The following is a 26,179-nucleotide window of genomic DNA, read 5'->3' on the forward strand; positions in this document are numbered from 1 at the left end:
ATGAAACGCCTAGGAACCGTCGTTGGCGCCGGCGTTCTGCTCCTGCTCGCGAGCGCGAGCGCTTGCGCCAACCCGACGCAAGAGAGCCAGGACAGCGCGGGTGACACCCGCCCGACTCAGACGTCGGCGCCGGCGCCGACGGAGACGCAGCCCGACCGGCAGCCGGCCCGGACACCGCCGTCCGGTGGCGAGAAGGTGAGCGCCGGTCAGATCGACTCGAAGGCGCTGCCACGCAACTACCCGGTCATGGTGTGGACCGAGGACGACGGCGTGACCGTCGGCGTGGTCGCCCAGGAAGGCGGCTGCGGCAAGGCGAGTGTCGAGAACGCCGAGACGGACAAGCAGGTCACGATCACGATGATCGAGACCACGCCGACGGAGCCGAAGGCCTGCACGATGGATCTGCGCTACCCGAAGCTCACCACCGAGCTGAAGGAACCGCTCGGCGATCGCAAGATCGTCCTCGAGAGCGAGCAGCGGAAGGGCTAGACCTCTCGCCTCTCCCCACCGGGTGCCCGGCCGTGCACGCCCCTGCGCGGCCGGGCACCACCCTGTGTGCAACCGCCCAGCCCGGGGCTAACGTCCTCACACCATGAGGGCACTGCTGTTCGCCACCCTGGCCGCGGCCGCCGTGGTCGGGCTCGCCGGCTGTGGGCAGGACTCCGCCGCACCGGCCGGTGACACGTCCGCGAGCTCCACCGCCACGCCGACCGAGACGACCGGCGAGCCGCCGGTCAGCACGCCGCCGGAACCCAAGCCACCGGCCGACTCCAGGCCACCGGGCCCGCCGCCGTCCGCGCCGGTCTCCGTGTCACCGTCCGGCCCGGTCGTGCCGGAGGGCGTGACGCAGGTGCCCGCCGACCAGGTCGACGCCAGCGCGCTGCCGGCCTACTACGAGCACCGCGGCCAGGTCTGGGTGTTCGACGACGGCTACTCGCTGCAGATGTTCGCCGCGGCGAGCAGCGGCTGCTCGGACGCGGAGGCGGTCGTGGTCGACCAGTCGGACAGCGACATCCGCATCATGCTGCGCCCGCTGCCGCAGCCGCCGGGCGGCCGGCCCGGCGGTGGCGCGTGCACGGCCGTGATGACGCCGCGACCGGTGACCGTCGCGCTCGCCGAACCGCTCGGCGACCGGAAGATCCTCCTGGCGAGCGGCCGCTGACGCGGCCACCGCACCAGGTCAGCGCTTGAACGCGATCTGCAGGACGGGCTGCGAGGTGCCGGCGAAGAAGTCGTTGCCCTTGTCGTCCACCACGATGAACGCGGGGAAGTTCTCGACCTCGATCTTCCACACCGCCTCCATGCCGAGCTCGGCGTACTCGAGCACGTCGACCTTCTTGATGCAGTCCTGCGCGAGGCGCGCGGCCGGGCCGCCGATCGAGCCGAGGTAGAAGCCGCCGTGCGCCTGGCAGGCGTCGGTGACCTGCCGCGAGCGGTTGCCCTTGGCGAGCATGACGAGCGAGCCGCCGGCGGCCTGGAACCGCTCGACATAGGAGTCCATCCGGCCGGCCGTCGTCGGGCCGAAGGAGCCGGACGCGTAGCCGTCGGGCGTCTTGGCGGGACCGGCGTAGTACACGGGGTGATCACGCAGGTACCGCGGCATCGGCTCACCGGCGTCGAGCCGCTCCTTGATCTTGGCGTGCGCGATGTCGCGGGCCACGACGAGCGGGCCGGTGAGCGAGAGCCGGGTCTTGACGGGCAGCGCGGTGAGCGTGGCGCGGATGTCGTCCATGGGCCGGGTGAGGTCGATGCGCACGACCTCGTCGGTCAGCTCGTCGTCGGATACGTCGGGCAGGTAGCGGGCGGGGTCGCGCTCGAGCTGCTCGATGAACACGCCGTCCGCGGTGATCTTCGCCTTCGCCTGGCGGTCGGCCGAGCACGACACGGCGAGCCCGACGGGGCAGGAGGCGCCGTGCCGCGGGAGCCGGATGACGCGGACGTCGTGGCAGAAGTACTTTCCGCCGAACTGCGCGCCGATGCCGAACTGGCGGGTCATGTCGAGCACCTGCCGCTCGAGGTCGACGTCGCGGAACGCGTGGCCGGCCGCGCTGCCCTCGAGCGGGAGGGTGTCGAGGTAGCGCGCGGAGGCGAGCTTGGCGATCTTGAGGTTGTACTCGGCGGAGGTGCCGCCGACCACGATCGCGAGGTGGTACGGCGGGCACGCGGCGGTGCCGAGGCCGCGGAGCTTCTCGTCGAGGAAGGTCGCGAGGCGCTTGGGGTTCAGCAGTGCCTTGGTCTCCTGGTAGAGGAAGGTCTTGTTGGCGCTGCCGCCGCCCTTGGCGAGGAAGAGGAACTCGTAGGAGGGCTTGCTGCCGTCCTTGTGGTACAGCTCGAGCTGCGCGGGGAGGTTCGTGCCGGTGTTGCGCTCCTCCCAGAAGTTGAGCGGGGCGAGCTGGGAGTAGCGCAGGTTCAGCTCCTGGTATGCCTCGAAGATCCCTTTCGACAGGGCTTCCTCGTCGCGTCCGCCGGTGAGGACGTTCTCGGTCCGCTTTCCGATGACGACAGCGGTCCCGGTGTCCTGGCACATGGGCAGCACGCCGCCGGCGGAGATGCAGGCGTTGCGCAACAGGTCCATGGCGACGAAGCGGTCGTTGCCGCTGGCCTCGGGGTCGTCGACGATGGCACGCAGCTGCGCGAGGTGGGTGGGGCGCAGCAGGTGCTGGATGTCGCGGATGGCCTCCTTGGCGAGCAGCGTCAACGCCTCGGGCTCGACCTGGAGAAACGCCCGCCCCGCCGCCTCGACCAGGGTCGCGCCGTCCGGAGTGACCAGCCGGTACTCGGTGTGGTCGTCCGACCCGATCGGCAAGGCGTCGGTGTACTCGAAGGCGGTGGTCACCGGAGGGAACTCCCTTGTCGCGTGGTGGGATTCCCGAAACCTACCGCGAGGCGCAGCCGAAACGGGCGCTGGTGTGACCCAACGAGACAACGCGAACAGGCCCGATAGCCGGAAGGCCGGGGCAGCCCCCGGCTGTCCCGACCTCCCGTAGAAGCGGATACGGATTGTGACGAAACATCCGCACCGCGTAGTCCCGTGCCTCGACCGTGCCGCGCCAGCGGGCACTTGTCAATGGCCAATGATGCATCTGCACCAAGGACGTTGCGGTGCCGGAAAAGGTTGCTCGAGTTGGAGAATCGCTTCGGCGCTGGTCAGCTGGCGTACGCGCGCAGCCGCTCGGCTCGTTCGCCCTGGCGGAGCTTCGACATGACCTCACGTTCGATCTGGCGGACTCGTTCGCGGGAGAGGCTGAAGCGCTTGCCGATCTGGTCGAGCGTGTGCGGCTGTCCGTCGTCGAGGCCGTACCGCAGCCGGATCACCGACTGCTCCCGCTCGTCGAGCGTCGCCAGCACGCGGCGCATGTCGTCGTGCAGGAGGCCGGAGATGACGGCACTCTCGGCGTCCGTGGCCTCGCCGTCCTCGATGAAGTCGCCCAGCGGGGCGTCCTCCTCGGAGCCGACCGGCATGTCGAGGCTGACCGGGTCGCGTGCGTGGTCGAGCAGGTCGGCGACCTTCGCCGGGGTGAGCCCGATCTCGGCCGCCAGCTCCTCGTTGGTGGCCTCGCGGCCGAGCTGCTGGTGCAGGTCGCGCTTGATGCGGGCGAGCTTGTTCACCTGCTCCACGAGGTGGACCGGCAGCCGGATGGTCCGGCCCTGGTCCGCCATGCCGCGGGTGATCGCCTGACGGATCCACCACGTGGCGTAGGTCGAGAACTTGAAACCCTTGGTGTAGTCGAACTTCTCGACCGCCCGGATGAGGCCGAGGTTGCCCTCCTGGATCAGGTCGAGCAGCGGCATCCCGCGCCCGGTGTACCGCTTGGCGAGCGACACCACGAGCCGCAGGTTGGCCTCGAGCAGGTGGTTCTTGGCCCGGTGGCCGTCCCGTACGAGTGCCTCGAGTTCGCTGTGCTTGGCGGGGCCGCGGGTCTCGGTCTCGATCATGTGCTGGGCGAACACCCCGGCCTCGATGCGCTTGGCCAGCTCGACCTCCTGCGCCGCCGTGAGCAGCGCGGTGCGGCCGATGCCGTTGAGGTAGACGCGGACCAGGTCGGCCGCGGGGCCCTGGGCATCCAGATCGATCTCGGCGGGCTCCGGCTCGCGCTGCTGTGGGACCGTCATGCTCTCCCTCCCCCTGTTCGCGGGCTGGTGTGCTCTCCGTCACACACCGGCACCTCGTCCGGTGAGCCCTCGACCAGGGTCACTCGTCGATAGCTGGACACCCTGCAAAACGCGCTCGACGCTCGATTCGTTCCCGACTCCTCAACTGGATGACGTCATTCGCGCCACACCGGTTGCTCGACCAAGCCTGAGGTTTTGCTGAGAGGGACGGCGTGGCTTTCCGGAACGTGACGGGGATACCCCGTGCGCTCAGATTTCCACGAGGACGGTGAACGGTCCGTCGTTGACGCTCTCGACCGACATCATCGCGCCGAACCGGCCGGTCTCGACCCGGGCGCCGCGCGAGCGCAAGGTGGCCACGACGGCGTCCACCAGCGGCTCGGCGTCCTCCGGTCGGGCGGCGGCGGTCCAGGACGGGCGGCGGCCCTTGCGCGTCTCGCCGTACAGCGTGAACTGGCTGACGACGAGCAGCGGGGCGCCCGTCGTGGCGCAGGACTCCTCGTCACGCAGGATGCGCAGCTCGTGGAGCTTGCGGGCCATGGTCTCGGCCTGCGCCACGGTGTCCGATGTGGATACTCCCAGCAGCACGAGCAGGCCCGGCTCGTCGAAGGATCCGACGTCCTCGCCGGACACCGTCACTCTCGCCCGCGTCACCCGCGCCACCACCGCCCGCACGGCGATCATGGTGGCAGCAACGGCTCAGCGGCGTGCCACCAGGTGGAAGAACCGCGCGGTCAGCAGCTGCGGCATCCGGTCCGCCATCGCGACCTCGAGCCGCTCCAGCTCGGCCAGGAAGGCCGGGTCGTCGTCCATGGCCGGCAGCAGGTCGCTCACGCACCGCACCCCGTACCGCACGACCTCCTCGACGCCGAGCTCCGCGAGCATCGCCACGAGCTCGCCGACCGTCGCCTCCTGGGACAGCGCGCGTACCGCCTCGCCCGGGTCGAGCGAACGCACGGCCGCGTGCAGCGGGTCGAAGTCGGCGTTGGGCCCGAGTAGGGAGAGCAGCCCGCCGACCCGCAGCGGCGCGAGCACCGCGCCCAGCACCTCGCGCCGCTCGTCCACGAAGTGGAGCAGGTTGTGGCACAGCACGACGTCGAACTCGTGCCCGGCGAAGACCTCGGGAGCGTCGAGCGCGCCCGCCTGAACCACGTGCAGCCGGTCGGCGAGGTCGAGCGACTCGGCCGTCTCCATCGCCGTGCTCAGCATCGCGCCGGCCGGGTCCAGCACGGTGACCTCGTGGCCCAGCGCGGCCAGCCGGACCGCCTCGACCCCGTTGCCGCCCGCGACGTCGAGCACCCGCTGCGGGCCCGGGCCGACGTGCCGTAAGAGGTTGGCCTCGGTCACCGTGTACCGAAGACGTTCCAGCGGGCGCTGCCCGAACAGGTCCAGTCGGGTGTCGAGCCCGCTCAACGTCATGTGACCTTCATACCGGCTTTCCAGCGGCCTTCGAGATAGGTCCACCCGGATGGCGCAATCCGCGCGGCGAGGTGGGAGCATGGGCTACGGGAGGTGGTGTCGTGAAGGGCGATCAGGACGACACCCCGGTTCTCATCACCGAGGCGGCGCCGTCGTACGACGAGGAGTACGCCGCGCGTAAGCGCAAGTACCTGATCATGATGCTGATGCGCTTGCCGTGCCTGGTGCTCGCCGGCATCTTCCACGAGACCTGGTGGCTGGCGCTGGGCTTCGTTCTGCTGTCGATCCCGCTGCCGTGGATCGCGGTGCTCATCGCCAACGACCGGCCACCCCGCAAGGCGGAGAGTGTCAACCGCTACCAACGGTCGGCCACGGCGATCGAAGGCGGCGAGCACAGGGTCATCGACGGCTGAGTGATCGTGCGCTGAGTGATCGTGCGCTGTGTCATCGTGCGCTGACCGGCGGCTGCGCGCCCACCCGCCCGACCGCCAGCGCACCGAGCCGGACCCCGGCGCGCAGGCTGTCCGCGGCCGCCCAGCCACCGAGCCAGGCGCTGAGCAGGCCGGCGTCGAACGCGTCGCCGGCGCCCGTGGAGTCCACGCACGAGCCCGGCGCGGCCGGTACCGAGACCGTTCCGGACCGGTCGACCCAGCTCGCCCCCGACGGCCCGGTGGTGACCACGACCGCGCCGAACACGTCCAGCAGCCCCACGGCCGACGCGGGGTCGCGCGAGCCGGTCAGCACGGCCAGCTCGTCGGCGTTCGGCAGCAGCAGGTCCACCCCGGCCAGTGCGGCGACGAACTCCGCCGGGTCGGTGATCAGCCCGGCCGACTGCGGGTCGACCGACGTGGTCAGCCCCGCCTCCCGGGCCGCGGCGAGCATCGACAGGCCCGCGTCCCGCGAGGAGGCGTCCAGCAGCACGTAGCCGGAGACGTGCAGGTGCGTGGCGTCGGCGAGCGACGCGGGGTCCAGGTCATCGGGCGAGAGCCGCTTGCCCGCACCGCGGTCCGGCAGCATGCTGCGCTGCCCGTCGCCGTCGACGAGCACTACCACACACGCGGTGTTCGCCTCCGTGTCGAATGCGAATGCGCAGCCGACCCCGGCGGTGGTTAGCTCCTCGAGTGCCTGACGCCCTGCCAAGTCGTCGCCCACCCGCGCCACCAGGACGGCCGAAGCGCCGCAGAACGCCAGCCACGCGGCCGTGTTCGCCCCGGCCCCACCGGTCGTGAGCGAGATCCGCGCCCGCGAGTCACCGCCGTGCACGATCGGTCCGGCATGCTGGGCGACCACGTCCACGGCCACGTCACCGACCACCACGATCTTCGACATCAGGGTGGGAGGCTAACGGCGTGGCGACCGTGCTGGCCAGCGGGCGGACCCTGGTCGCGCTCACGGGTGCGGGTTTCCGGCGCTTCGCCACCTACCGGCAGGCGACCGTGGCCGGCGCGTTCACGAACACGGTGTTCGGCTTCGTGCGCTGCTACGTGCTGCGCTCCGTCGCCGATGCCGCCGGCCGGGTCGGCGGCTACGACCGCGCGCAGCTCGTCACGTTCGTGTTCGCCGGGCAGGGCATTCTCGCGGTCGTCAACTTCTGGGGCACGGTCGACCTCGCCGACCGAGTGCGCACCGGGGACGTCGTGGCCGACCTGCTGCGCCCGCTCGACCTGATGGTCAACCACGTCGCCGCGGACCCTGGGGCGGGCCGGCTTCGCGATGCTGACCCGCTTCGTGGTGCCGGTCGTGGTCGGGTTGCTCGCGTTCGACTTCTACCTGCCCGCCCACGCGTACACCTACGCGCTGTTCGCGGTGTCGCTGCTGCTGGCCGTGCTGGTCTGCTCGGCGTGTCGGTACCTCGTCGGACTCACCCGCGTTCTGGCTGCTGGACGTCCGGGGCATGCGGCAGGTCTGGATGTTCGCCTCCGGCGCGGGCTCCGGGCTGTCGTTCCCGCTGCCGGACTGGCTCGTCGCCGCGTTGTGGCTGTGCACGCCGATGCCCTCGCTCATGCAGGCGCCGCTGGACGTGCTCGTGGAGCGCGGCGGCTCGGGGCAGGCGGGGTTGCTGATCGCCGGCCAGCTCGCGAGGCTCGCGGCGACGGTCGCACTGGGGCGGGTGGTGCAGCGACGTGCGTTGCGACGGCTGGTGATCCAGGGTGGCTGACGGTGCGTACAGAAGGCACGTGGCCGCCCAGGTGCGCGGCCAGACCCAGTCCCGCGCCTCGTTCGCGATGGACCTGTTCGGCAGTACCGTGCTGACGCTGATCGACGTGGTCACGGTGTTCGTGCTGTTCTCCGTCAACGGCAGCCTGGGCGGGTTCGGGGCGCGAGGTGCTGTTGATGGTGGGCATCTCGACGTTCGCCTTCCCGCTGGCCGACCTCGTCGTGGGGAACGTGGAGCGGCTGCCGTTCTACGTCCGCACCGGGTTGTTCGACGCGGTGCTGGTGCGCCCGCTGTCGTCGCTGGGTCAGCTGCCGGCCATGGACTTCGCCCCACGCCGGATCGGCCGGGCCGTGCAGGGCTGGTGATCTACGTGATCGCGCTGCTCGCCGCGCCGGTCGACTGGTGGGCGGGCACGGCGGTGCTGGCGGTGCTCGCGCCGGCGGCCGGGGCGGTGTTCTTCGGCGCGCTGTTCGTCGCCGGCGCGACCGTCGCGTTCTGGTGGATCGAGTCCGGCGAGCTCGCGTTCACGTTCACCTACGCGGCAAGGACTTCTCCACCTACCCGGCGACCGTGTTCGGCGGGTTCTTCCGCCGGCTGTTCGCCTACGGGCTCGGCTTCGCGTTCGTCGCTTACCTGCCCGCGCTCGCCCTGTTCGGCCGGCCCGACCCGCTCGGCGTGCCCGGCTGGCTGCACTGGTGCTCGCCGCTGACCGCCCTGCTCGCCGCCGGTCTCGCCGCGTTGTTCTGGCGTACCGGCGTCCGCTACTGCCGGAGTACCGGATCGTGATCATCCAGACATCGGGACTGTGCAAGGACTTCACCGTGCGGCACAAGGTCGGCCGGCTGCGCCGCGAACGCCGCGTGGTGTCCGCTGTGGACGGTGTGGACCTGGCCGTCGGCGAGGGCGAGCTGCTCGGCTACATCGGACCGAACGGCGCGGGGAAGTCGACGACGCTGAAGCTGCTCACCGGCGTGCTGACGCCGAGCGGCGGGACGGTGTCGGTGTGCGGGCTGACGCCGGTGCCGCAGCGCACGACGCTCGCGCGGCGGATCGGCGTGGTGTTCGGGCAGCGCTCGCGGCTGTGGTGGGACCTGCCGCTGACGGAGTCGTTCACGTTGCTGCGCCACGTCTACCGGGTGCCCGCCGCCGACCACGCCGCCCGGCTGGCGCGGTGCCGCTCGATGCTGGACCTGGACGAGTTCATCCAGACGCCGGTGCGCCAGCTGTCGCTGGGCCAGCGGATGCGGGGTGAGCTGACCGCCGCGCTGCTGCACGGGCCGAAGGTGCCGTTCCTCGACGAGCCGACGATCGGCCCGGACGTGCTGTCCGCCAAGCTCTACGCCACCCCGCACCCCGCCCCTTGACCTCGCGAGTCCAACGCCCAGAACCCGCGAGTCCAACGCCCGTGACCCGCGAGTCCAACGCTCAGGCACCGCGAGTCTGACCACTCGTGTCTGGGACGACGAGCCGCGAATGTCGAACTCGCCGGTCGGGAGTGTTGGACTCGCGGGTCGGGAGTGTTGGACTCGCGGTTAGGGGGTGGTCAGGGCGACGGCTATTTGGGCGGCCAGGGTTACGTTGGCGAGGACCAGGGCCTCGTTCGTGTCGAGGGAGGCGCCGCCGCTCGCGGTGTGGAAGTGCTCCAGCAGCACGGGAGTCACGTCACCGCCCCGCACGTCCGCGCGCGCGACCCTCGCCATGCCCTCGGACAGCAGCCGGTCGTGCAGGTCCGCGTCCAGCTCGTGCTCGGCCGGCACCGGGTTCGCGACCAGCACGCCCGACCGGGCCGGCCCACGGCGGTGCTCGGCGATCACCGCGGCGGCCGATGCCGGCGTGTCCACCCGCCAGGGCACGCCGAACGGCGACTCGCGGCGGTAGAAGGCCGGGAACGAGTCGGTCCGGTAGCCGAGCACCGGCACCGAGCGTGTCTCCAGCACCTCGATGGTCGCCGCGATGTCCAGCACCGACTTCACGCCGGAGCACACCACCGCGACCGGCGTCGAGCCAAGCACGTCCAGGTCCGCGGACACGTCCCACGAGGACGCCTCGCCGGGTTGCGGCAGGTGCACGCCGCCGAGCCCGCCGGTGCCGAACACCCCGATGCCCGCGGCGTGCGCGATCAGCGCCGTCGACGCGATCGTGGTGGCGCCGTCGCAGCCGAGGGCGATCGCCGGGCCCAGGTCGCGCGCGGAGAGCTTCGCGAGGTCCGCCGAGCACACCCGGTCCAGGTCCGCGGCGTCCAGGCCGACCCGCAGCCCGCCGTCGAGCACCGCGATAGTCGCCGGCACCGCGCCCGCCTCGCGCACCGCGTCCTCGACCGCGTCGGCCACCGAGCGGTTGCGCCCGGGCGGCAGGCCGTGTGCGAGCAGCGTGCTCTCCAGCGCCACCACGGCCGTGCCGGCGGCCAGCGCCGCGGACACCTCGTCGGCGACCCGCATGTTCTCTTCGAGTCTCGTCACGACCGCTGCCCGGGATCGGGCACGACCTGCTCCGGCTGGGCCTGCCCCAGCGGCGGAAGCGGGCAGCGCAGCAGCGCGCACACGGTCCGCAGCAGCTCGATCTCGGACACGGTCATGACCCCATCGTGCCCGATCACCGTGACCATGCCCGCGACGAGGAACTCCTTCTCCAGCCCTTCCAGGGCGTCCAGGGCGGGCCACGCCTCCTCGAGCGCGACGGCCCCTTCGGTGGGCGGGTCGAACGGGATCGGCTTGCCGGGCACGAGCCGGCTGAGCCCGGCGACGTACGCGCCGCCGGCGACCTCCGGGTCGTCCGAACCGGCCTGCGCGAGCAGGGCGAACAGCCTCGCCGCCGCCCGCTGGGCGACCTCGCGCGGCGTACGCCGGCCCTGCCACGGCGCGGACCGGTGCGTCGACTCGTACAGCTCGCGGTGCAGCAGCCGGGACAGGCAGTACTCGAACACGTCGATGCGACCGTCCACATGGATCAGTGCCTGGACGCATGCCACCGCGGCCTCCCGCTCCGCCCGGGGCCGGCGCCGCAGCGCGGGGAACGCGACCTCCGCGAGGGGCAGCCGCAGGCCCGGGTGCAGCTCGGCGAGCCGGCTGGTCGCGGCCCGCGTGGCCTCGGCGAACCCGTCGCCGTAGTGGTCGGTGAGCACCGTGAGCTGGTTGGCGCGCGACCGCGGGTCGTGCGCCAACAGCAGGCCGAACACCAGCGGCAGCACGGTTTCCGGGTCACGGGCGTGGTCGAGCAGCTGGGCGGGGATGGCGTCGAGCACCGTGGCGCCGGAGGACCCCACGGACCCGATGGAGGTGACCACGTCGTCCGGCCGCACCGGGATCCGCGCCTCCGGCGCCGGGAGCGCGTCGGCCGCCGGGAGTGGGTCTGGCGCCGGGCCCGCCGGCCGGGTGGATCCGCCGCCGGCCAGGCCCAGCGCCTCGTCCTCGGCCAGCCCCGACGGCGGGTCCTGGGCCCACCGCCGCGACAGCACGTCCAGCTGCCGCCGGTCGAACGTCGGCTCCAGCACCCAGATCCGGTCGACCAGCGGCGGGTGCGTCGCGAACATGGCGCGGAACCCCTCGCCGAACAGCATGTGGCTGACGTCCTCGGCCCGGCCGCTGCGCAGCTGCGACCCCAGCCCACCGATCTTCTTCAGCGCGCCCGCGAGCCCCGCTGTCTGCCGGGTGTACTGCACCGCCGACGCGTCCGCCAGGTACTCCCGCTGCCGGGACACCGCCGCCTTGATCATCCGGCCGAAGAACACCCCGACGTAACCCACGACGATCAGCGCCAGCCCGATGATCACCAGCGGCGGACGGCGGCGGGTGTTGAACATCAGCCGGCCCACGATCGCCAGCACGAGGATGCCGAACAGGGTGCCCATCAGCCGGATGTTGAGCCGCATGTCGCCGTGCACGATGTGGCTGAACTCGTGTGCGATCACGCCCTGCAGCTCGTCGCGGTTGAGCCGCTCCAGCGCGCCGTGGGTGACCGCGATCGCCGCGTCGGCGGGGGAGAAGCCGGCCGCGAACGCGTTGATCCGGTTCTCGTTCGGCAGCAGGTAGATCTCGGGCACGGGCACCCCGGAGGCGATCGCCATCTCCTCGACCACGTTGCGCAGCCGGCGCAGCCGCGGGTCGGTGGTGTCCGACGGCACCAGGACGCCGCCGAGCCGCTCGGCGACCCCGCCGCCGCCCCACTCCGACAGCAGGTGCGTCCGCACCAACGAGGTCAGCCCGATCCCGGCGATCACCAGCGCGCTGACCCAGAGGACCTGCACCACGATGTCCCAGGCCGGCCGCTGCGTGCCGTAGGCGAGCACCGCGACGACGTCGATCACGGCCACGATCGCCAGCACGGCGATGACGAAGAGCACGACGAAGCGCCGGGAGATCCTGCGGACCACGCGCTGACGTTCGAAGAAGTTCATTCGCCCGAGTCCAGGGAGATCCGCGGCGCCGCCCGCTTGTGCGGCTCGTCCAGCTCGAGGTAGGCGGCCGGGCCGAACGAGAACAGGGACGCGACGAGGTTCGACGGGAACGTGTCCCGCTTGTTCCGGTAGACCATGACCGCGTCGTTGTAGGCCTGCCGCGCGAACGCCACCCGGTTCTCCGCGGAGGTCAGCTCCTCGGACAGCTGCCGCATGCTCTGGTCCGCCTTGAGCTCCGGGTAGTTCTCGCTGACCACGAACAGGCGGCCGAGGCTGCCGGTGAGGGCGTTCTCCGCGCCGGACAGGGCCGCCATCGCCGCCGGGTCACCGGGCGAGGCGGCCGAGCGTGCGGCCACGGCGGCCGAGCGCGCCTCCGTGACCGCGGCGAGGGTCTGCTGCTCGTGGCGCAGGTACGACTTGACGACCTCGACCAGGTTCGGGATCAGGTCGTGGCGCCGGGAGAGCTGGACGTCGATCTGCGCGTAGGCGTTCTGCCACGCGTGCCGCGCCCGCACCAGCGAGTTGTACATGGCCACCAGCGCGATCACCACCACGACCGCGACGAGGACGACCAGGCTGACGATCAGCACCACCACGGCCGGTCACCTCCCGGAACTCGACTAGAGGGCGAGCGTAGGACCGCTCAGCTCGCCGGAAACGTCCAGCGTGTCGGCGAGCCGTCGAAGTCGCTCGACGTCAGCCCCACCGCCCGCGCGGGCCGGACCCGCCCCACCGCCGCCTGGTCGGGGGCGAAGAACTCGACCGGATACTCGGTCCGGTACTTCACGTTGACCACGGCGACGAACCGGAGCAGCCGCTCGGAGTCGGTGACCAGCTCGACGGTGCCCTCCACCACCACCGGGTTCTCCGGGTCCTCGGTGGACACCGCGACCGCCGAGCCGGCCCGGATGTTGCGCATCTTGCGGGAGCGTGGGCTGGCGGAGAACCACAGCGCGCGATCGTCCCACACGGCCCACACCGGGGACAGGTGTGGGCGGCCGTCCGGCCACACCGTCGCGATCCAGAAGTCGTGGCTCTCCTGGAGCCGGGCCAGCGCCCAGGACCACGGCAGCAGGCCGGTGCCCTGGCCGGGCGGCAGCGTGCCGTACCCCGGCATGTACGGGCGCGATGCGACGGGCTCGACCATGGCCACGGCTCCGCTCTCGTCTCCGCTAGTCGAAGATGCCCCGCGGCTTGGCGACCTCGCGCAGCCACCCCTCGATCTGCTGTTCCCAGTTGGTGCGGCCCAGCGCGGCGTACTCGACGACGAACATCCCCAGCATGCACTGTCCGCGCCCGCCGAGCCCGCCGCCCTTGACCACCCGGACGCGCTTGTTGACGTCGAGCACGACCTGCACGTCCCGCGGCCGGGCCAGGAAGGTGACCGCGACCTCGTGGAACATCTTCGCGAAGTTGGGCGACGGCGCGAACTTGATCTCCTGGAAGAAGGGCAGCTGCTGGTCGGCGCCGTCGAGCCGCTCCTTGACCAGGGTGGCCGAGTGGAACTGGAAGCCGAGCCGGCTCATGGCGTCGAGGATCCGGTGCTGCGCCGGCACGGGCTCGATCGGGACCGCGTCCACGTCCTGCGGGTCGACCATCGTGCGGCTCAGGTTCAGGTTCGTCTGCAGGCCGACGGCCATGCCGGTGAGGTACTTGCCGAAGACCGTCGTGATCGGCGTCTCCCACGGCATCTGCACCTCGAAGGGCACCTTGATCTGCGCCCCCGCGCGGACCATCTCCTTGCCCGCGAGGTGGACGTTCTGGAACGGCAGGTCGACCACGGAGGGCTCGTTGCCGTTGTTCTCGTGCTCCACCCTGGCCAGCAGGGTGACTCCGAGCGAGTCGACCTCCTGGTCGACCTGACCTCCGGTGAGCAGCACCTCACCGCGCAACGTGCCGCCTGGGCGCACGTGCCGATCGAGAATCCGGGCGTCGACCGTGGCGCCGCCCTGGCCGAAGCTGGCCATCACCTTCTGGAACATGAGCCGAATCCTGCCAGCACCCGCTGGGGAGTGGCGTCATTTCAGGCATCATTGAGCCCGTGAATACGCAAACGCTGCCCGATGTGGACACGAGGCCGGAAGGCACCGACACCACGGGTGACGACACCCCGAAGATGTTCCACTACGTGCGCAAGGACAAGATCACCGAGAGCGCGGTCACGGGCACGATGGTGGTGGCGCTGTGTGGCGAGGTCTTCCCGGTGACCCGCTCTCCCAAGCCCGGCTCGCCGGTGTGCCCGGAGTGCAAGAAGATCTACGAGCGGCTCCCGCCCGGCGGCGAGGACTGATCACCGACCGGCGGTGCCCACCCGGGCCGCGGGATCAGGCAGAACGGGTGCCCGGCCGGGTCGGCGAACACCGTCTCGGCGAGACGGGTGGCGCCGAGCGCGAGCACCCGCGGCACGGCCGCGGCGATGTCGTCGACCATCACGTCCAGGTGGACCTGCTGGGGCGCCGCGGGGTCCGGCCACGCCGGCGGCCGGTGGTCCGGCGCGAGCTGGAACGCGAGCCCCGACGTGGTGTCGTTCCGGGCGACCACCACCCAGTCGTCGCTGGTGTAGGTGACCGGGAGGCCGAGCAGCTCGCTGTAGAAGGACGCCAGGTCGCGCGGGGCCGGGCAGTCGAGCACGACGTGGTGCAGCCGTCCGATCACGGCTTCCGCCGCTCCGCCGGGATCGTCGGCGTCTGGTCGGTGCGCCCGTTCGGTCGTGCGGGCACGTCCGGTGTTTTGGGCGAGGTGGCGGTGGTGGGCGGCGTGGCGGTGTGGGGCGGGATGGCGGTTTCGGGCGGCGTGGCGGTGCGGGGCGGGGCCCCGTCGGTGGGTCGGGCGGAGGCGCGGCCCATCTCCAGCCGCCGCCACTTGCGGCGTTGCCGCCGGGTCATCCGGGCCGGCCACATCTCCTGGATGGCCGCGTTGAAGTACGCGCCGATCACGATCGCGAGCCCGATGAAGAAGGCGAACAGCAGGAACGCGATCGGCGTCGCGAGCGCGCCGTAGGTGTAGCCGGTCGTGGTGATCCACGAGATGTAGAGCCGCAACACGATACTGGACAGCAGGAACACGATCATCGCGAGCACCGCGCCCGGCAGCCCGCGGTGCCACGGCAGCTTGCGCGGCAGCGCCAGTTTGTACAGCGTCGCCAGCGCCAGCACGAGGAGCACGCCCAGCGTCGGGTAGTAGAGCAGGTCCACCCAGAACGAGATGTCCGGCCGCCAGGCGACCGGGAACAGCTTCGGCAGCAGCTCCGGGCCCAGCGCCAGGATCGGCAGCCCGACCACCAGCAGCCCCAGCGACACCAGGTAGAGCAGCAGCGCGAAGAGCCGCTGCCACACCTCGTTGCGCACGCCGTACTGGTCGTGCGCGACGGTGATCGCGTCGACGAACGACGACATCGCCGACGAGCCGGCCCACAGTGAGATCAGGAACCCGACGGTGAGGATCTCGCCGCGCCCGTGCCGCAGGATGTCGTCCACTGTCGGCTCGATGATCTGCTCGACGACGTTGGCGCTGAACGCGGTCCGCGACCACTCGATGATCGCGGCGTGCACCTGGTCGATCACGCCCTGGCCGAGCCACTGGCCCACGTAGCCGAGGCTGCCGAGAAGGCCCAGCAGCAGCGGCGGCAGCGACAACACCTGCCAGAACGCCGCCTCGGCCGCCTCGGAGAACAGGTTGCCGTCCCACGCCTTCGCCCACGTGCGCTTCAGCAGCCGCAGGGGGCTGCGCCGTAGCAGGGCGCCGGTCCGCTGCGCCGCGTTGCGGGTCGGGTGTTGTGGCTGTGGACTCATGTCAAGCTCAAGCATGGTGCATTGGCACATGATCGGCGCGACCCGTCCGGAACTTCGCCTGTCGTGTCGCCACCTCCCGGCCGGTGCCCCGCAGGTACAGTCGGCCTCGCCCTCAATGATGTCCCTTGGGGGCTTTGCCGTGCCCGGACGAGCAGGGGGAGATGGTGACGGCCGAGCCGATCGAGCAGGGAGCCGCGCAGGCACCCACGACAGCCCGGCCGTTGCGTGCCTGGCAGCGCCGCGCGATCACGAAGTACCTGGCCGCGGGGCCGAAGGACTTCCTCGCGGTGGCCACGCCCGGCGCCGGCAAGACCGTGTTCGGGCTGCGGGTGGCCGCGGAGCTGCTGGCCGACCGGATCGTCGAGCAGGTCACGATCGTCACGCCGACCGAGCACCTCAAGCACCAGTGGGCGGCCGCCGCGGCCACGGCCGGCATCTCGATCGACCCGAACTTCCGCAACGGGGCGGGCGCCACGTCCAGCGACTACCGCGGCGTCGCCGTCACCTACGCCCAGGTCGCCGCCCATCCGATGCTGCACCGGGTGCGCACCGAGCACCGCAAGACGCTGGTCGTGCTCGACGAGATCCACCACGGCGGGGACGCCAAGTCCTGGGGTGACGCGATCCGCGAGGCGTTCACACCGGCCACCCGCCGGCTCGCGCTCACCGGCACCCCGTTCCGCAGCGACGACTCGCAGATCCCGTTCGTGGTCTACGAACCGGACGGTAGCGGCTTCCTGCGCAGCGTGGCCGACCACACCTACGGCTACGCCGAGGCGCTGGCCGACGGCGTGGTCCGGCCGGTGGTCTTCCTCGCCTACTCCGGCGAGGCGAGCTGGCGGACCAGCGCGGGCGAGGAGTTCACCGCGCGGCTCGGCGAGCCGATGACGGCCGAGCAGACCGCGCGTGCCTGGCGGACGGCGCTCGACCCGCTCGGCGAGTGGATCCCGGCCGTGCTGGGCGCCGCCGACGTGCGGCTCGCCCAGCTGCGCCAGACCGTGCCCGACGCGGCCGGCCTGGTGATCGCCTCGGACCACGAGTCCGCCAAGGCGTACGTGAAGATCCTCGCCCGCACCACCGGCCATGACCCGGTCGTCGTGCTCTCCGACGACCCCAGGGCCTCCGCCCGCATCGCCGAGTTCGCCGAGTCCGACGACCGGTGGCTCGTCGCCGTACGGATGGTCAGCGAGGGCGTGGACGTGCCGCGGCTGGCCGTCGGCGTGTACGCGACGAGCGCGTCGACCCCGCTGTTCTTCGCCCAGGCGGTCGGCCGCTTCGTCCGCGCCCGCCGTCCCGGCGAGACCGCGAGCGTGTTCCTGCCCAGCGTGCCGGTGCTGCTCGAGCTCGCGAGCCAGCTCGAGGCCCAGCGCGACCACGTGCTCGGCAAGCCGGACCGGGAGTCCGACGGCTGGGACGACGAGCTGCTGCTCGACGCGAACCGGGTCAAGGACGAGCCCGGCGAGGAGGAGAAGGCGTACACCGCGTTGTCCGCGTCGGCGGAGCTCGACCAGGTGATCTACGACGGCTCGTCGTTCGGCACGGCCGCGTTCGCCGGGTCCGCGGAGGAGCAGGAGTACCTCGGGCTGCCGGGCCTGCTCGAGCCCGACCAGGTGCGCGCGTTGCTTCGCCAGCGGCAGACCGAGCAGCTCACGGAGCGTTCCCGCCGGGCCGTGCAGCGCCAGCCGGAGGTCGCGCCGCAACGGTCGCGGACAGTGGCCGAACGGCTGGCGTCGCTGCGCAAGGAGCTCAACACGTTGGTCGCGATGTACCACCATCGCACCGGAAAGCCGCACGGCATGATCCACAGCGAGCTACGGAGAGTGTGCTCCGGACCGCCCACGGCGATGGCGTCCGTCGAGCAGCTCGAGGAGCGGATCGCTACGCTGCGTTCCTGGTAGCGGTCAACGGCCGCATTGCGGGCGGATAGCCCGTTCGTTGCCAAACTGTGTCGTACCCGAGGCGCGAAATGCCGGATTGTGCCTTCCATCACTGCTCGCGCGGGCATATGTTGTGCACCGCAACATTTGTCCTGAGGACTGTGAAGGGACCGTTGAATGCGCAGTACAAGGCTTGCTCTTCTCGCCGCGGGGGTGGGTCTGACCCTCGCCCTGTCGGCGTGTGGTGCCAACGAGGACACGGGCGGCGGCGGTGGCGGCGACACGGCCGACCAGTCCTCTGGTGGTATTCCGGTCGGCGTGATCCTCCCCGAGACGGCGACCTCGGCCCGCTGGGAGGGCTTCGACAAGCCCATGCTCGAGGCGGCGCTGAAGGCAGAGGGTCTCGACCCGGACATCCAGAACGCGCTGGGCGACGTGCAGAAGTTCAGCACGCTCGCGGACGGCATGATCAACGACGGGGTCAAGGTCCTGATCATCGCTTCCATCAACAGTGAGATCGGCGGCACGGTCGCGCAGAAGGCGCAGGCCCAGGGCATCCCGACGATCGACTACGACCGCCTCAACCTCGGCGGCAGCTCCGAGTACTACGTGTCGTTCGACAACGTGCGGGTCGGCGAGCTGCAGGGCCAGGGTCTGGCCGACGCGCTCAAGAACAAGCCGGGCGCGCAGGTGATCGAGATCGAGGGTGCGCCGACCGACAACAACGCGACGCTGTTCCACGAGGGTCAGCAGAAGGTCCTCAAGCCGCTCTACGACTCCGGCAAGCTCGAGCTGGTCCAGTCCCAGCCGATCGACAACTGGGACAACCAGAAGGGCGGCACCACCTTCGAGCAGATCCTGACGTCCAACGGCGGCAAGGTCGACGGCGTGGTCGCGGCCAACGACGGGCTGGCCGGCGCGGTCATCACCGTGCTCAAGAAGAACGGCCTGAACGGCAAGGTCCCGGTCACCGGCCAGGACGCCACCGCCGACGGTCTCAAGGCGATCCTCGCCGGCGACCAGTACATGACGGTCTTCAAGCCGATCAAGCTGGAGGCCGAGGCGACCGCCAAGCTGGCCGCCGCGCTGGCCAATGGCGACACGGCCGCCGCGGACAAGATCGCGACCGACACGACCGAGGACCCCGAGGGCAACCGCCAGGTCAAGTCCGTCCTGGAGGAGCCGTTCCTGATCACCAAGAACGAGGTCAAGCGGGTCATCGACGAGGGCTACGTGAAGGCCGACGAGGTGTGCACCGGCGCGCTCCAGGCCGTCTGCACCCAGCTCGGCATCACCTGATCCGGTCGACCCTGACAGGCCGCGCCCGGCGCTGCGGGCGCGGCCTGCCTCAGGGGTGAGGAGGAAATTCCGTGAGTGAGCCCCTACTCGAGCTGGTCGGGATCAACAAGAGCTTCGGCCCCGTGCACGTCTTGCACGACGTGGACTTCACGGTCCGGGCCGGCGAGGTCACCGCACTCGTGGGCGACAACGGCGCGGGCAAGTCGACGCTGATCAAGTGCGTCGCGGGCATCTACCCAATGGACTCCGGGCAGGTCCGCTTCCGCGGCGAGGACGTCACCATCCACAGCCCGCGCGAGGCCGCCGACCTCGGCATCGAGGTCGTGTACCAGGACCTCGCGCTGGCCGACAACCTCGATGTCGTGCAGAACATGTTCCTCGGCCGGGAGCGTGGCACTCGCTGGCTGATGGACGAGGCGAGCATGGAGAAGGCCGCCCGGGAGACGCTCGCGTCGCTCTCGGTGCGCACGGTCAAGTCGGTCCGCACGCTGGTCAAGCAGCTCTCCGGTGGGCAGCGGCAGACCGTGGCGATCGCCAAGGCGGTGTTGTGGGACAGCAAGGTCGTCCTGCTCGACGAGCCGACGGCCGCACTCGGCGTCGCGCAGACGCGGCAGGTGCTGGACCTGGTGCGGCGGTTGGCCGAGCAGGGCCTCGGCGTCGTGCTGATCAGCCACAACATGGCCGACGTGTTCGAGGTCGCCGACCGGATCTCCACGCTGTACCTCGGCCGGCTCGTCGCCGACCTGCCGGCGAAGGAGATCACGCACAGCCAGGTCGTCGAGCTGATCACAGCCGGCCGGTCCGGTGATCTCGGCCTCGCCCGGCCCGAGCAAGCCACTCTCTGATCTCACCCGAGGACCTCCCCCATGACGGAAACCCCGGCCAAGTCCGACACCGCGTCCAACGGCGGCGCGATCTCCGACTTCGGCATCGACAGCACGTCCCAGTCCAGCGGTGAGGCGATCCGCGACTACTTCGCGCGGTTGCGGGGCGGCGAGCTCGGCTCGCTGCCGGCCCTGCTCGGTCTCGCCGTACTGGTGATCGTGTTCTCGGTGCTCTCCGACAACTTCTTCACGCTGAACAACACCGCGAACCTGGTCGCCCAGGGCGCCGGCAAGATGATCATCGCGATGGGCCTCGTCTACGTCTTGCTGGTGGGCGAGATCGACCTGTCCGCGGGCACCCTGTCCGGCGTCTGCGCGGCTGTGATGGCCATGCACTACGTGCGTGCCGGCAACCTGCTCGGCGGCATGGGAACCACCGTGTTCTACGTGTTCGTCTTCGGCCTGGTCGCCGCCGCGGCGCTCGCGCTGCTGATGCGCATCTGGGCCGGTGCCGTGCTGAGCCTCGTCGCGGTCGTCATGGCACTGCTCGGCGTCGCGCCCAACGCGTGGCTGGAGATGCTGCTCGCGGTGTGCGTCGGCGCGGCGATCGGCTGCATCACCGGTTTCATGGTGTCCAAGATCGGTATGCCGTCGTTCGTGGTGACGCTGGCGCTGTTCATCACCTGGCAGGGCGTGATCCTGCAGTTCATCGGTGAGGGCGGCGTGTTCGGCATCCGCACGTCGCCGGTGCTGTTCAACGTCGCCAATGGCAGCCTGTCGGTGTTGGGCAGCTGGGTGCTGTGCGTCATCGCGGCCGGCGGCTACGCGCTCGTGGTGCTCGGCGAGCACTTCTTCCGGCTGCGCAGGGGACTGGTGACCCAGCCGACGCCGATCGTGCTGGCCAAGTCCGGCGCCGTCGCCGCGCTCGCGATCGTGCTGACCTGGCTGCTGACGCTGAACCGCTCGCCGAACCCGGACCTCGTGACGATCCGCGGCGTGCCCTACGTCGTGCCGGTCATCCTGGGCCTGCTCGTGGTCGGGACCTACGTGCTCAACCGGACCCGCTACGGCCGGCACATCTACGCGGTCGGCGGTAACGCCGAGGCCGCCCGCCGCGCCGGTATCAACGTGGGCAAGATCAGGGCGAGCGTCTTCGTGGTGTCCGCCAGTGCGGCGGCCATCGGCGCGATCGTGTACTCGTCCAAGGCGGGCTCGGTCGACCCGCAGGCCGGTGGGTTGAACACGCTGCTGTTCGCCGTCGGCGCGGCCGTGATCGGTGGGACGTCCCTGTTCGGCGGCCGGGGCAAGGTGGCCCACGCGGTGATCGGCGGCCTGGTGCTCGCGGTCGTGGAGAACGGCCTGGGGCTCCTCCACCAGCCCGCCGCGATCGTCAACATCATCACCGGGCTCGTGCTGCTGCTGGCCGCCACGGTCGACGCGCTGTCCCGGCGGAGGGCCGCGGTCGCGGGCTGAGCGCGTTGATGCGACAGGAGCGAGGGGATTGACGAGCACCACCGGGACGCCCAGCCTGGGCGCCCGGCCCGACGAGGTGCGCCGGCACAACCGCACGGTCCTGCTCCGGAGACTGCACATCGGCGGCCCGTGCACCAGGGCGTCGCTCGCGGCTGAGCTCGGGCTCAACCGCAGCACGATCAAGGCCCTGGTGGACGGGCTCGCCGAGTCCGGTGTGGTCGAGGAGCGGGTGCCGCGGCAGCGCAGCGGGGCGGGTCGCCCATCACTGCTCGTGCTGCCGCAGCCACACGCCGCGGTCGTGCTGGCGGTCGACGTCCGGGTCGAGCAGGTGGCGATCGCGCTCGTCGGTCTCGGCGGCGAGATCCTGGGGCGCAACAGCTGGAACCTGCGCGTCCGCACCCGCGAGCCGGACGAGGTCATCAGCCACGTGATCGACTCGACCATGGTGCTGGCGGCCGACCTCGGCGTCCGGACGGTGGCGGTGGGCGTGTCGGTGCCCGGTGTCGTCCGCCGTTCCGACGGTCACGTGCACGAGGCGCCGAACCTGCACTGGACGAACGTGCCGCTGGGCGAGCGCCTCGGCGCGGTCTTCGACGTCCCGATCATGGTCGGGAACGACGCCGAGCTGGGCGCGCTCGCCGAGCATCTCCGCGGCACGGCCCGAGGTTCCTCAGACGCCGTCTACGTGTCGGCGGACGTCGGGGTGGGCGGCGGCGTGATCTCGGACGGGTCCGCGCTGCGCGGGACCGCCGGGTACCTGGGGGAGCTGGGGCACATGGTCGTGCACCCCGGCGGGCGGCCGTGCTACTGCGGCAGCCAGGGTTGCTGGGAGACCGAGGTGGGCGAGCGGGCGCTGTGTCGCGCGCTGGGGCTGCGCGAGGGCTCGCCGCGCGGGGCGGTGGTGGCCGAGTTGCGCTCCCTGGCCGCGGATCCCGCCGAGATCCGGTCCCGGCTCGGGGAGTTCGCCGAGTGGCTCACGCTGGGGCTCGTCAACGTTGTGAACGTGCTCGGCCCGGAGCTCGTCGTCCTCGGCGACCTGTTCACGGCGTTGCCGGCGTCGCTGATCGCCGACGTAGCCGCCGCCGTCCGGGAGCGGTCGCTGGTGTCCCGGGCCGTCGGCGGAACCCGCATCGTGGCCTCCACCCTGGGCGGCGACGTCACCCTGCTCGGAGCCGCCGAGCTGGCCTTCGAGCCCGTCCTCGACGCCGTGTGACCTATGGACCGACCACGACCGTTTTCCCGGTGGCGATCTGCGCGCGCAGCTCGTCGATGTCGCGTTGGAAGCTCGCCGGATCGCCGTACACGGTCCGGATGTCGAGCCCGCCGGACCGGTCTGCCGGTCCGGACGTGAGCACCGCCGGCGGCACGTTTGCGGCGGGTTCGGGCACGCGTTCGGGCGGCTCGGGCAGCAGTGGGGGCAGCGCGTCGAGCGCCGCCGCGACCGTCCGGATGGCGACCGCGGCGGTGTGCGCCTCGGTCTGGAGCTGTCCCTGCCAACGGGCCAGGTCGTCGGCGGCGACCCCCGGCACCACGCCGGCCCCCGCCATCCGGCCGCGCAGGTCGACCAGCGTCCGGTAGTACCGGTCGAGGTGCGTGGCAGCGTCGTCGTGCAGCTCGGCGACCTCGTACAGCCGCTTCCAGTATCGCTGCCGGAACTGGTCGAACGCCTCGCGCGCCGGACCTTCCCAACGATCGATCGCCAGATCGCGGACGGCGTCGCCCAGCGAGTCCAGCGTGTCGCGCAGGGCGCGCAGCCGCTGGACCTCACTCTCGATGGCGGTGGCGTTGCCGCGCAGCTCGGAGTTGGTCAACTGGCACTCGACTCCGGCCTGAGCGTGTTCGCAACGGCCTGGTCCAGGCGCTCGTACTCGTTCGCGGTGTCCGCCAACCGACTCGCCGCCTTCTCGGACAGCTCGCGAAGATCGTCGGTGCTGCGTCGGGATGCCCGGTGGAGCTTGGCCAGCGCACGTGCGAGCTCGTCGTCGCCGACCTCGTCGGGCGCGGTGAGGTACTTCAGGCTGTCGGCCTCTGCGAGCGAGTCACCCAGACCGCGCACCTGTGTGCCCGCGCGCCGCACCTCGTCGACATCGACCTCGAAGTCCGCCACTCTCCGTCCCCCTTGCGTTCGCAAACCCCCGATCTCGGCGTCAGAGCCTACCGAATCGTCGTGGCAATGATCTCGGCCGTTATCGGCAAGGCGTTCTTCTCTGTCCACCCGTCGACGAGGATGCTGGCATCCCCGGCCACGGCGTGCAGCCGCTCGAACAGCTGACGGCCGCCCATCGGTGTCCACGTGGCCGACCATGCCGGTTCGGTCGCCGCCTGGTGTTCCGTCAGCCGTGCCGAGCTGGTGAACACGCACAGCCAGCGGCCGAGCGCGCGGGTCTCGGCGAGGACGAAGCCACCCTCGCCGGCCAGCGGCACGAGCAGGGTGGTCCGCAGGACGATCTTGACTGCCTCCCGTGGTCCGTCGCCGTAGAGCCAGCGGACGGCGATGTCCAGCTTCGGGCTGGCCCGCACTTCTTTACGCGTGTTGTCGGCAGCGAGCCAGAGCTCCTTGAACTCGAGCAGGGTGGCATCGAGGTCCCCGGGAGGCGTCGACTCGCGCACGAGCACGTGGACGAAGGCCTTGGTCCGCTGCCACGTGGTCAGCTTGCCGAGGAGGACTTGGCGCACCTGCTCGTGGCTCGCCGTCGCGGGGAGGTCGTCGTCGTCCTCGATCCACTTGCTGACATCTCGCAGGCTGGGGCGGCCCGCGTTTTCGTACAGCTTGTGCAACGCGGTGATGAGATCACACGCCGGGCCGGGCGGCAGCTCCGGCATGGGCACCCCCGCCATCGGACCCCTCCGGTTGCCCGCACCGTCACCGTCGGAGGGCGAGTGTGCCAGACACACACCGGACGCACTCCGTGAGTCGTCAATCTTCGTCAAGCCTCGCCAAGATCTGGCAACCGTCGTCAACGATCGTCTTCCGGGGCCGGCGGTCCCCGACGATGGGGACATGAAGTTGATCAGGGTCGTGCTGCCGGCCGTGGTACTGGCTCTTCTGCACCAGGCGAGGCTGGAGGACGACCTGTTGCGTCTCCTGGCCAAGGTGCTCAGCGGGCTGGCCCAGCTTCTGGAGGTGGCCGTTCGGTGACCGGGGAACCGGCGGCGTCACCGGGGGTGTGAGTGGGCGGGTTCCGGCGGGGCCTGCCCACTCACGGATCCGGACACGGCGCGGGCGGGACCCTTCCGGATCCCGCCCGCGCTGAAGTCTCGTCAGGCCGAGGACTACGACTGCCCCTGCTGGAGGTCCGCCTCCAGCTCACGCAGGCGCTCCTTGTGCTTGCGCGCGTGGTGCCCGCAGAAGAGGAGCTCGCCCCCGGACGGAAGGATGGCACGGACCTGTGCGGCGGCCCCGCACCGGTCGCAGCGATCGGCAGCGGTCAGGTCGGGGCGGGCGAGTGTTGTGTTCATGGCAGATCTCCCTCCGTCCCGGCACCGGTTGGCCCGATGCCGTCTCCGGCTGCGATCACCACTGGGGAGTGCTCGCACCTTCTACTCTTCCAGACGTTCTGCTTGTCGTCAGTGTTCCCCGCCGTAATGAGAGATCCCTCAAACCAAGTTTTAACCCAGTTGTCGCAGCGCCTGTCCCGGCATGCAGGATCGGCTGGTGAACTCGGTGGCTCGAGTGCTAAGAGCGCGGGCGGTGCCGGCGCCGCTACTCTTCGTCGCCGGTGCTCGTCGCGGCGTTCGGGTCGCGGACCATGCGCGATGTCGGCGCCCTGCTGCTGGTGATCTGCGGAGTTCTGCTTATAGCGGACGTCCAGTGGGCGGGCAGCACCCTCGGCGTCCTGTTCGCCTTGGCGGCGGCTGTGTTGTGGGCCGGCTACATCCTGGTCGGCAAGCGCGTGGCGGACGTCGGGCTCGGCGTGGACGGGCTCGCGGTCGGGTTCGCGGTGGCCACGGTCGTGCTCGTGCCGCTGGCGTGGGACACCGGGCCCGTCTGGGGCTCGCCACGACTGCTGCTCATGGGCATCGGCGTCGGCGTGCTGTCCACGGTGGTGCCCTACGCGCTCGACCAGGTGGTCCTGCGGCGCCTCGGTCAGGCTGCCTTCGCCCTGCTGCTGGCATTGCTCCCCGTGACCGCGACGGTGATCGGGCTCGTCGTGCTCGGCCAGGTCCCCTCGATCCCGGAGGCACTCGGCATCGCCGCGGTCGTCGTCGGGCTCACCCTCCGCTCCAGGGAGCCGCAAGCCAGACCCGAGCCCCTGTAAAGCGAAACGCCCCGGCCAGTGCGGGCCGGGGCGTGTCCACGACAAGACTCACTCGAGGTAGTCGCGCACTACGCGGCAGCTAAGCGGCATGCTCACCAGCGGTTTTGCTGGTCAACGGTGAGCGACAGGGGTGCCGCTATCCTTGATTGACGGGCACGTCCAGAGGGAGTGGACATGCCCACCAAACCCGCCGTGCCCGAAGAGCTGCCCGACACCATCGGGCCCATCAGACGCGAAGACCTCGAAGCCACCGTCGCGCGGGTCCAGGCCGAGATCTTCGAGGAGAACCGCGCGAAGTGCCGCAACCCCCACAAGAACAAGACCTGCGTGGAGTCGCTCGCGGAGGGCTGGATCGGCGTGCCGGACCTGTGCGCCGGGTGCACGCGGGTGTTCATGCACCAGCTGGACGCGGCGGTCGGCCCGCTGGCGTGGCACACCAACTACACCGCGCGGGCCGAGCGGTGAACCGGTTCGACCCGCTGAACCACCTGTTCTGGGTGATCGTCGTGGGCGTGGCCGCGATGACCGTCGGCCTGACCTTGTGGTTCGTGGCGCAGGACGACGGCCGGCCGG

The 26,179-nt window shown here is 71.0% G+C and carries 33 protein-coding genes and 1 pseudogene; 16 read left to right on the forward strand and 18 right to left on the reverse strand.

Translation table 11 applies throughout. The features are described 5' to 3' along the window. Nucleotides 1-489 carry a hypothetical protein gene (locus tag ACRDTB_RS09395; RefSeq protein WP_431429631.1) on the forward strand — a complete coding sequence of 163 codons (489 nt, stop codon included), beginning with the start codon at nt 1-3 and terminating at the stop codon, nt 487-489. Between the two features lie 103 nt (nt 490-592). Further along, entirely contained in the window at nt 593-1,162 is a 570-nt protein-coding gene (locus tag ACRDTB_RS09400; protein WP_431429632.1) for a hypothetical protein, read from the forward strand. A gap of 18 nt (nt 1,163-1,180) precedes the next feature. Here the strand turns inward: ACRDTB_RS09400 and ACRDTB_RS09405 are convergent, their stop codons facing one another. The 4 genes from ACRDTB_RS09405 to ACRDTB_RS09420 form a co-directional block, all read right to left on the reverse strand. Next, on the reverse strand, nt 1,181-2,836 hold the full coding sequence (locus ACRDTB_RS09405; protein WP_431429633.1) for a fumarate hydratase: 1,656 nt from the start codon (nt 2,834-2,836) through the stop codon (nt 1,181-1,183). 311 nt (nt 2,837-3,147) lie between these two features. Continuing rightward, the gene (locus ACRDTB_RS09410) at nt 3,148-4,113 is read right to left on the reverse strand and encodes a sigma-70 family RNA polymerase sigma factor (RefSeq protein WP_431429634.1); all 966 of its coding nucleotides are present in this window, start codon (nt 4,111-4,113) and stop codon (nt 3,148-3,150) included. Nucleotides 4,114-4,362: 249 nt separating this feature from the next. After that, on the reverse strand, nt 4,363-4,788 hold the full coding sequence (gene dtd / locus ACRDTB_RS09415) for a D-aminoacyl-tRNA deacylase (protein WP_431429635.1): 426 nt from the start codon (nt 4,786-4,788) through the stop codon (nt 4,363-4,365). A 24-nt stretch (nt 4,789-4,812) separates the two neighbouring features. After that, the gene (locus tag ACRDTB_RS09420; RefSeq protein ID WP_431429636.1) at nt 4,813-5,532 is read right to left on the reverse strand and encodes a class I SAM-dependent methyltransferase; all 720 of its coding nucleotides are present in this window, start codon (nt 5,530-5,532) and stop codon (nt 4,813-4,815) included. A gap of 101 nt (nt 5,533-5,633) precedes the next feature. Here ACRDTB_RS09420 and ACRDTB_RS09425 point away from each other — a divergent pair, with 101 nt between their 5' ends. Continuing rightward, the gene (locus tag ACRDTB_RS09425; protein WP_431429637.1) at nt 5,634-5,945 is read left to right on the forward strand and encodes a DUF3099 domain-containing protein; all 312 of its coding nucleotides are present in this window, start codon (nt 5,634-5,636) and stop codon (nt 5,943-5,945) included. A 31-nt stretch (nt 5,946-5,976) separates the two neighbouring features. Here the strand turns inward: ACRDTB_RS09425 and ACRDTB_RS09430 are convergent, their stop codons facing one another. Together ACRDTB_RS09430 and ACRDTB_RS09435 are read right to left on the reverse strand one after the other, a co-directional pair. Next, nucleotides 5,977-6,861, reverse strand: a complete 885-nt coding sequence (locus tag ACRDTB_RS09430) for a carbohydrate kinase family protein (protein ID WP_431429638.1) — start codon at nt 6,859-6,861, stop codon at nt 5,977-5,979. Next, nucleotides 6,861-7,211 (reverse strand): hypothetical protein, encoded by a 351-nt coding sequence (locus ACRDTB_RS09435; RefSeq protein ID WP_431429639.1) that lies wholly within the window; start codon nt 7,209-7,211, stop codon nt 6,861-6,863. The genes ACRDTB_RS09430 and ACRDTB_RS09435 overlap by 1 nt, the downstream gene beginning before the upstream one ends. 215 nt (nt 7,212-7,426) lie before the next feature. On the opposite strand from ACRDTB_RS09435, the gene ACRDTB_RS09440 reads away from it, so the two are divergent. Together ACRDTB_RS09440 and ACRDTB_RS09445 are read left to right on the forward strand one after the other, a co-directional pair. Further along, a complete protein-coding gene (locus ACRDTB_RS09440; protein ID WP_431429640.1) occupies nt 7,427-7,690 on the forward strand; it encodes a hypothetical protein in 264 nt (87 codons plus the stop codon). A 176-nt stretch (nt 7,691-7,866) separates the two neighbouring features. Next, nucleotides 7,867-8,055: an ABC-2 family transporter protein gene (locus ACRDTB_RS09445; protein ID WP_431429641.1), complete on the forward strand. Its 189-nt coding sequence runs from the start codon at nt 7,867-7,869 to the stop codon at nt 8,053-8,055. Between the two features lies 1 nt (nt 8,056). On the opposite strand, the gene ACRDTB_RS09450 is transcribed toward ACRDTB_RS09445, so the two are convergent. Continuing rightward, a complete protein-coding gene (locus ACRDTB_RS09450; RefSeq protein WP_431429642.1) occupies nt 8,057-8,218 on the reverse strand; it encodes a hypothetical protein in 162 nt (53 codons plus the stop codon). A gap of 42 nt (nt 8,219-8,260) precedes the next feature. Here ACRDTB_RS09450 and ACRDTB_RS09455 point away from each other — a divergent pair, with 42 nt between their 5' ends. Continuing rightward, nucleotides 8,261-8,476 carry an ABC-2 family transporter protein gene (locus ACRDTB_RS09455; protein ID WP_431429643.1) on the forward strand — a complete coding sequence of 72 codons (216 nt, stop codon included), beginning with the start codon at nt 8,261-8,263 and terminating at the stop codon, nt 8,474-8,476. Next, entirely contained in the window at nt 8,473-9,054 is a 582-nt protein-coding gene (locus ACRDTB_RS09460) for an ATP-binding cassette domain-containing protein (protein ID WP_431429644.1), read from the forward strand. Before ACRDTB_RS09455 ends, ACRDTB_RS09460 begins: the two co-directional genes overlap by 4 nt. Nucleotides 9,055-9,222: 168 nt before the next feature. Here the strand turns inward: ACRDTB_RS09460 and ACRDTB_RS09465 are convergent, their stop codons facing one another. From ACRDTB_RS09465 to ACRDTB_RS09485, 5 genes are read right to left on the reverse strand one after another with little or no spacing between them, the layout of a single operon-like run. Continuing rightward, nucleotides 9,223-10,128, reverse strand: coding sequence for a pseudouridine-5'-phosphate glycosidase (locus ACRDTB_RS09465; RefSeq protein WP_431429667.1), 906 nt, complete (start codon nt 10,126-10,128; stop codon nt 9,223-9,225). A gap of 17 nt (nt 10,129-10,145) precedes the next feature. Then, complete coding sequence (locus ACRDTB_RS09470) at nt 10,146-12,083, reverse strand: M48 family metallopeptidase (protein ID WP_431429645.1); 1,938 nt, start codon at nt 12,081-12,083, stop codon at nt 10,146-10,148. Then, nucleotides 12,080-12,679 (reverse strand): LemA family protein, encoded by a 600-nt coding sequence (locus ACRDTB_RS09475; protein WP_431429646.1) that lies wholly within the window; start codon nt 12,677-12,679, stop codon nt 12,080-12,082. Before ACRDTB_RS09475 ends, ACRDTB_RS09470 begins: the two co-directional genes overlap by 4 nt. A 47-nt stretch (nt 12,680-12,726) precedes the next feature. Further along, complete coding sequence (locus ACRDTB_RS09480) at nt 12,727-13,230, reverse strand: pyridoxamine 5'-phosphate oxidase family protein (protein WP_431429647.1); 504 nt, start codon at nt 13,228-13,230, stop codon at nt 12,727-12,729. A gap of 25 nt (nt 13,231-13,255) precedes the next feature. After that, the gene (locus ACRDTB_RS09485; protein WP_431429648.1) at nt 13,256-14,065 is read right to left on the reverse strand and encodes a sporulation protein; all 810 of its coding nucleotides are present in this window, start codon (nt 14,063-14,065) and stop codon (nt 13,256-13,258) included. A gap of 59 nt (nt 14,066-14,124) precedes the next feature. Between ACRDTB_RS09485 and ACRDTB_RS09490 the strand changes: the two genes are divergently transcribed. Continuing rightward, on the forward strand, nt 14,125-14,373 hold the full coding sequence (locus tag ACRDTB_RS09490) for a DUF3039 domain-containing protein (protein WP_431429649.1): 249 nt from the start codon (nt 14,125-14,127) through the stop codon (nt 14,371-14,373). Here ACRDTB_RS09490 and ACRDTB_RS09495 read toward each other — a convergent pair. Both ACRDTB_RS09495 and ACRDTB_RS09500 read right to left on the reverse strand, forming a co-directional pair. Then, entirely contained in the window at nt 14,340-14,738 is a 399-nt protein-coding gene (locus ACRDTB_RS09495) for a VOC family protein (RefSeq protein ID WP_431429650.1), read from the reverse strand. The two genes, ACRDTB_RS09490 and ACRDTB_RS09495, sit on opposite strands and share 34 nt — an antisense overlap. Then, complete coding sequence (locus ACRDTB_RS09500; protein WP_431429668.1) at nt 14,735-15,874, reverse strand: YihY/virulence factor BrkB family protein; 1,140 nt, start codon at nt 15,872-15,874, stop codon at nt 14,735-14,737. Before ACRDTB_RS09500 ends, ACRDTB_RS09495 begins: the two co-directional genes overlap by 4 nt. 161 nt (nt 15,875-16,035) lie before the next feature. Between ACRDTB_RS09500 and ACRDTB_RS09505 the strand changes: the two genes are divergently transcribed. The 5 genes from ACRDTB_RS09505 to ACRDTB_RS09525 all read left to right on the forward strand — a co-directional run bounded on the left by ACRDTB_RS09505 (nt 16,036) and on the right by ACRDTB_RS09525 (nt 22,560). Beyond that, nucleotides 16,036-17,772: a DEAD/DEAH box helicase gene (locus ACRDTB_RS09505; protein ID WP_431429669.1), complete on the forward strand. Its 1,737-nt coding sequence runs from the start codon at nt 16,036-16,038 to the stop codon at nt 17,770-17,772. Between the two features lie 156 nt (nt 17,773-17,928). Further along, a complete protein-coding gene (locus tag ACRDTB_RS09510) occupies nt 17,929-19,050 on the forward strand; it encodes a sugar ABC transporter substrate-binding protein (RefSeq protein ID WP_431429651.1) in 1,122 nt (373 codons plus the stop codon). 71 nt (nt 19,051-19,121) lie between these two features. After that, nucleotides 19,122-19,895: an ATP-binding cassette domain-containing protein gene (locus ACRDTB_RS09515; RefSeq protein ID WP_431429652.1), complete on the forward strand. Its 774-nt coding sequence runs from the start codon at nt 19,122-19,124 to the stop codon at nt 19,893-19,895. Between the two features lie 21 nt (nt 19,896-19,916). Further along, nucleotides 19,917-21,347, forward strand: a complete 1,431-nt coding sequence (locus tag ACRDTB_RS09520) for a sugar ABC transporter permease (protein WP_431429653.1) — start codon at nt 19,917-19,919, stop codon at nt 21,345-21,347. A 76-nt stretch (nt 21,348-21,423) separates the two neighbouring features. Continuing rightward, the gene (locus ACRDTB_RS09525) at nt 21,424-22,560 is read left to right on the forward strand and encodes an ROK family protein (RefSeq protein ID WP_431429670.1); all 1,137 of its coding nucleotides are present in this window, start codon (nt 21,424-21,426) and stop codon (nt 22,558-22,560) included. A 1-nt stretch (nt 22,561) separates the two neighbouring features. On the opposite strand, the gene ACRDTB_RS09530 is transcribed toward ACRDTB_RS09525, so the two are convergent. Genes ACRDTB_RS09530 through ACRDTB_RS09540 form a run of 3 tightly spaced genes read right to left on the reverse strand, consistent with a single transcriptional unit; the run spans nt 22,562 to nt 24,185 of the window. After that, nucleotides 22,562-23,158: a putative T7SS-secreted protein gene (locus tag ACRDTB_RS09530; RefSeq protein WP_431429654.1), complete on the reverse strand. Its 597-nt coding sequence runs from the start codon at nt 23,156-23,158 to the stop codon at nt 22,562-22,564. Next, nucleotides 23,155-23,454 carry a hypothetical protein gene (locus ACRDTB_RS09535; protein WP_431429655.1) on the reverse strand — a complete coding sequence of 100 codons (300 nt, stop codon included), beginning with the start codon at nt 23,452-23,454 and terminating at the stop codon, nt 23,155-23,157. The genes ACRDTB_RS09530 and ACRDTB_RS09535 overlap by 4 nt, the downstream gene beginning before the upstream one ends. A gap of 47 nt (nt 23,455-23,501) precedes the next feature. After that, nucleotides 23,502-24,185 (reverse strand): hypothetical protein, encoded by a 684-nt coding sequence (locus ACRDTB_RS09540; RefSeq protein WP_431429656.1) that lies wholly within the window; start codon nt 24,183-24,185, stop codon nt 23,502-23,504. 163 nt (nt 24,186-24,348) lie between these two features. On the opposite strand from ACRDTB_RS09540, the gene ACRDTB_RS09545 reads away from it, so the two are divergent. Next, on the forward strand, nt 24,349-24,486 hold the full coding sequence (locus ACRDTB_RS09545) for a hypothetical protein (protein WP_431429657.1): 138 nt from the start codon (nt 24,349-24,351) through the stop codon (nt 24,484-24,486). 134 nt (nt 24,487-24,620) lie between these two features. On the opposite strand, the gene ACRDTB_RS09550 is transcribed toward ACRDTB_RS09545, so the two are convergent. Next, nucleotides 24,621-24,806, reverse strand: coding sequence for a DUF7455 domain-containing protein (locus ACRDTB_RS09550; protein WP_431429658.1), 186 nt, complete (start codon nt 24,804-24,806; stop codon nt 24,621-24,623). 251 nt (nt 24,807-25,057) lie between these two features. Here ACRDTB_RS09550 and ACRDTB_RS09555 point away from each other — a divergent pair. Beyond that, nucleotides 25,058-25,606, forward strand: a pseudogene (locus tag ACRDTB_RS09555) (EamA family transporter); the annotation flags it as partial. Between the two features lie 174 nt (nt 25,607-25,780). Continuing rightward, the gene (locus ACRDTB_RS09560; protein WP_431429659.1) at nt 25,781-26,071 is read left to right on the forward strand and encodes a hypothetical protein; all 291 of its coding nucleotides are present in this window, start codon (nt 25,781-25,783) and stop codon (nt 26,069-26,071) included. Nucleotides 26,072-26,179: the final 108 nt, after the last annotated feature.

The organism is Actinophytocola sp., assembly GCF_050699935.1.
In the GTDB taxonomy this organism is placed as follows: Bacteria; Actinomycetota; Actinomycetes; order Mycobacteriales; family Pseudonocardiaceae; genus Actinophytocola.

Coding starts and splice junctions, on each gene's coding strand:
- ACRDTB_RS09465 (WP_431429667.1), bottom strand. CDS start 10,128: ATGCGGGTCGCCGACGAGGTGTCCGCGGCGCTGGCCGCCGGCACGGCC.
- ACRDTB_RS09505 (WP_431429669.1), top strand. CDS start 16,036: ATGGTGACGGCCGAGCCGATCGAGCAGGGAGCCGCGCAGGCACCCACG.
- ACRDTB_RS09470 (WP_431429645.1), bottom strand. CDS start 12,083: ATGAACTTCTTCGAACGTCAGCGCGTGGTCCGCAGGATCTCCCGGCGC.
- ACRDTB_RS09395 (WP_431429631.1), top strand. CDS start 1: ATGAAACGCCTAGGAACCGTCGTTGGCGCCGGCGTTCTGCTCCTGCTC.
- ACRDTB_RS09545 (WP_431429657.1), top strand. CDS start 24,349: ATGAAGTTGATCAGGGTCGTGCTGCCGGCCGTGGTACTGGCTCTTCTG.
- ACRDTB_RS09480 (WP_431429647.1), bottom strand. CDS start 13,230: ATGGTCGAGCCCGTCGCATCGCGCCCGTACATGCCGGGGTACGGCACG.
- ACRDTB_RS09430 (WP_431429638.1), bottom strand. CDS start 6,861: ATGTCGAAGATCGTGGTGGTCGGTGACGTGGCCGTGGACGTGGTCGCC.
- ACRDTB_RS09550 (WP_431429658.1), bottom strand. CDS start 24,806: ATGAACACAACACTCGCCCGCCCCGACCTGACCGCTGCCGATCGCTGC.
- ACRDTB_RS09410 (WP_431429634.1), bottom strand. CDS start 4,113: ATGACGGTCCCACAGCAGCGCGAGCCGGAGCCCGCCGAGATCGATCTG.
- ACRDTB_RS09440 (WP_431429640.1), top strand. CDS start 7,427: ATGCGGCAGGTCTGGATGTTCGCCTCCGGCGCGGGCTCCGGGCTGTCG.
- ACRDTB_RS09520 (WP_431429653.1), top strand. CDS start 19,917: ATGACGGAAACCCCGGCCAAGTCCGACACCGCGTCCAACGGCGGCGCG.
- ACRDTB_RS09540 (WP_431429656.1), bottom strand. CDS start 24,185: ATGGCGGGGGTGCCCATGCCGGAGCTGCCGCCCGGCCCGGCGTGTGAT.
- ACRDTB_RS09510 (WP_431429651.1), top strand. CDS start 17,929: ATGCGCAGTACAAGGCTTGCTCTTCTCGCCGCGGGGGTGGGTCTGACC.
- ACRDTB_RS09420 (WP_431429636.1), bottom strand. CDS start 5,532: ATGACGTTGAGCGGGCTCGACACCCGACTGGACCTGTTCGGGCAGCGC.
- ACRDTB_RS09400 (WP_431429632.1), top strand. CDS start 593: ATGAGGGCACTGCTGTTCGCCACCCTGGCCGCGGCCGCCGTGGTCGGG.
- ACRDTB_RS09560 (WP_431429659.1), top strand. CDS start 25,781: ATGCCCACCAAACCCGCCGTGCCCGAAGAGCTGCCCGACACCATCGGG.
- ACRDTB_RS09485 (WP_431429648.1), bottom strand. CDS start 14,065: ATGTTCCAGAAGGTGATGGCCAGCTTCGGCCAGGGCGGCGCCACGGTC.
- ACRDTB_RS09500 (WP_431429668.1), bottom strand. CDS start 15,874: ATGAGTCCACAGCCACAACACCCGACCCGCAACGCGGCGCAGCGGACC.
- ACRDTB_RS09445 (WP_431429641.1), top strand. CDS start 7,867: ATGGTGGGCATCTCGACGTTCGCCTTCCCGCTGGCCGACCTCGTCGTG.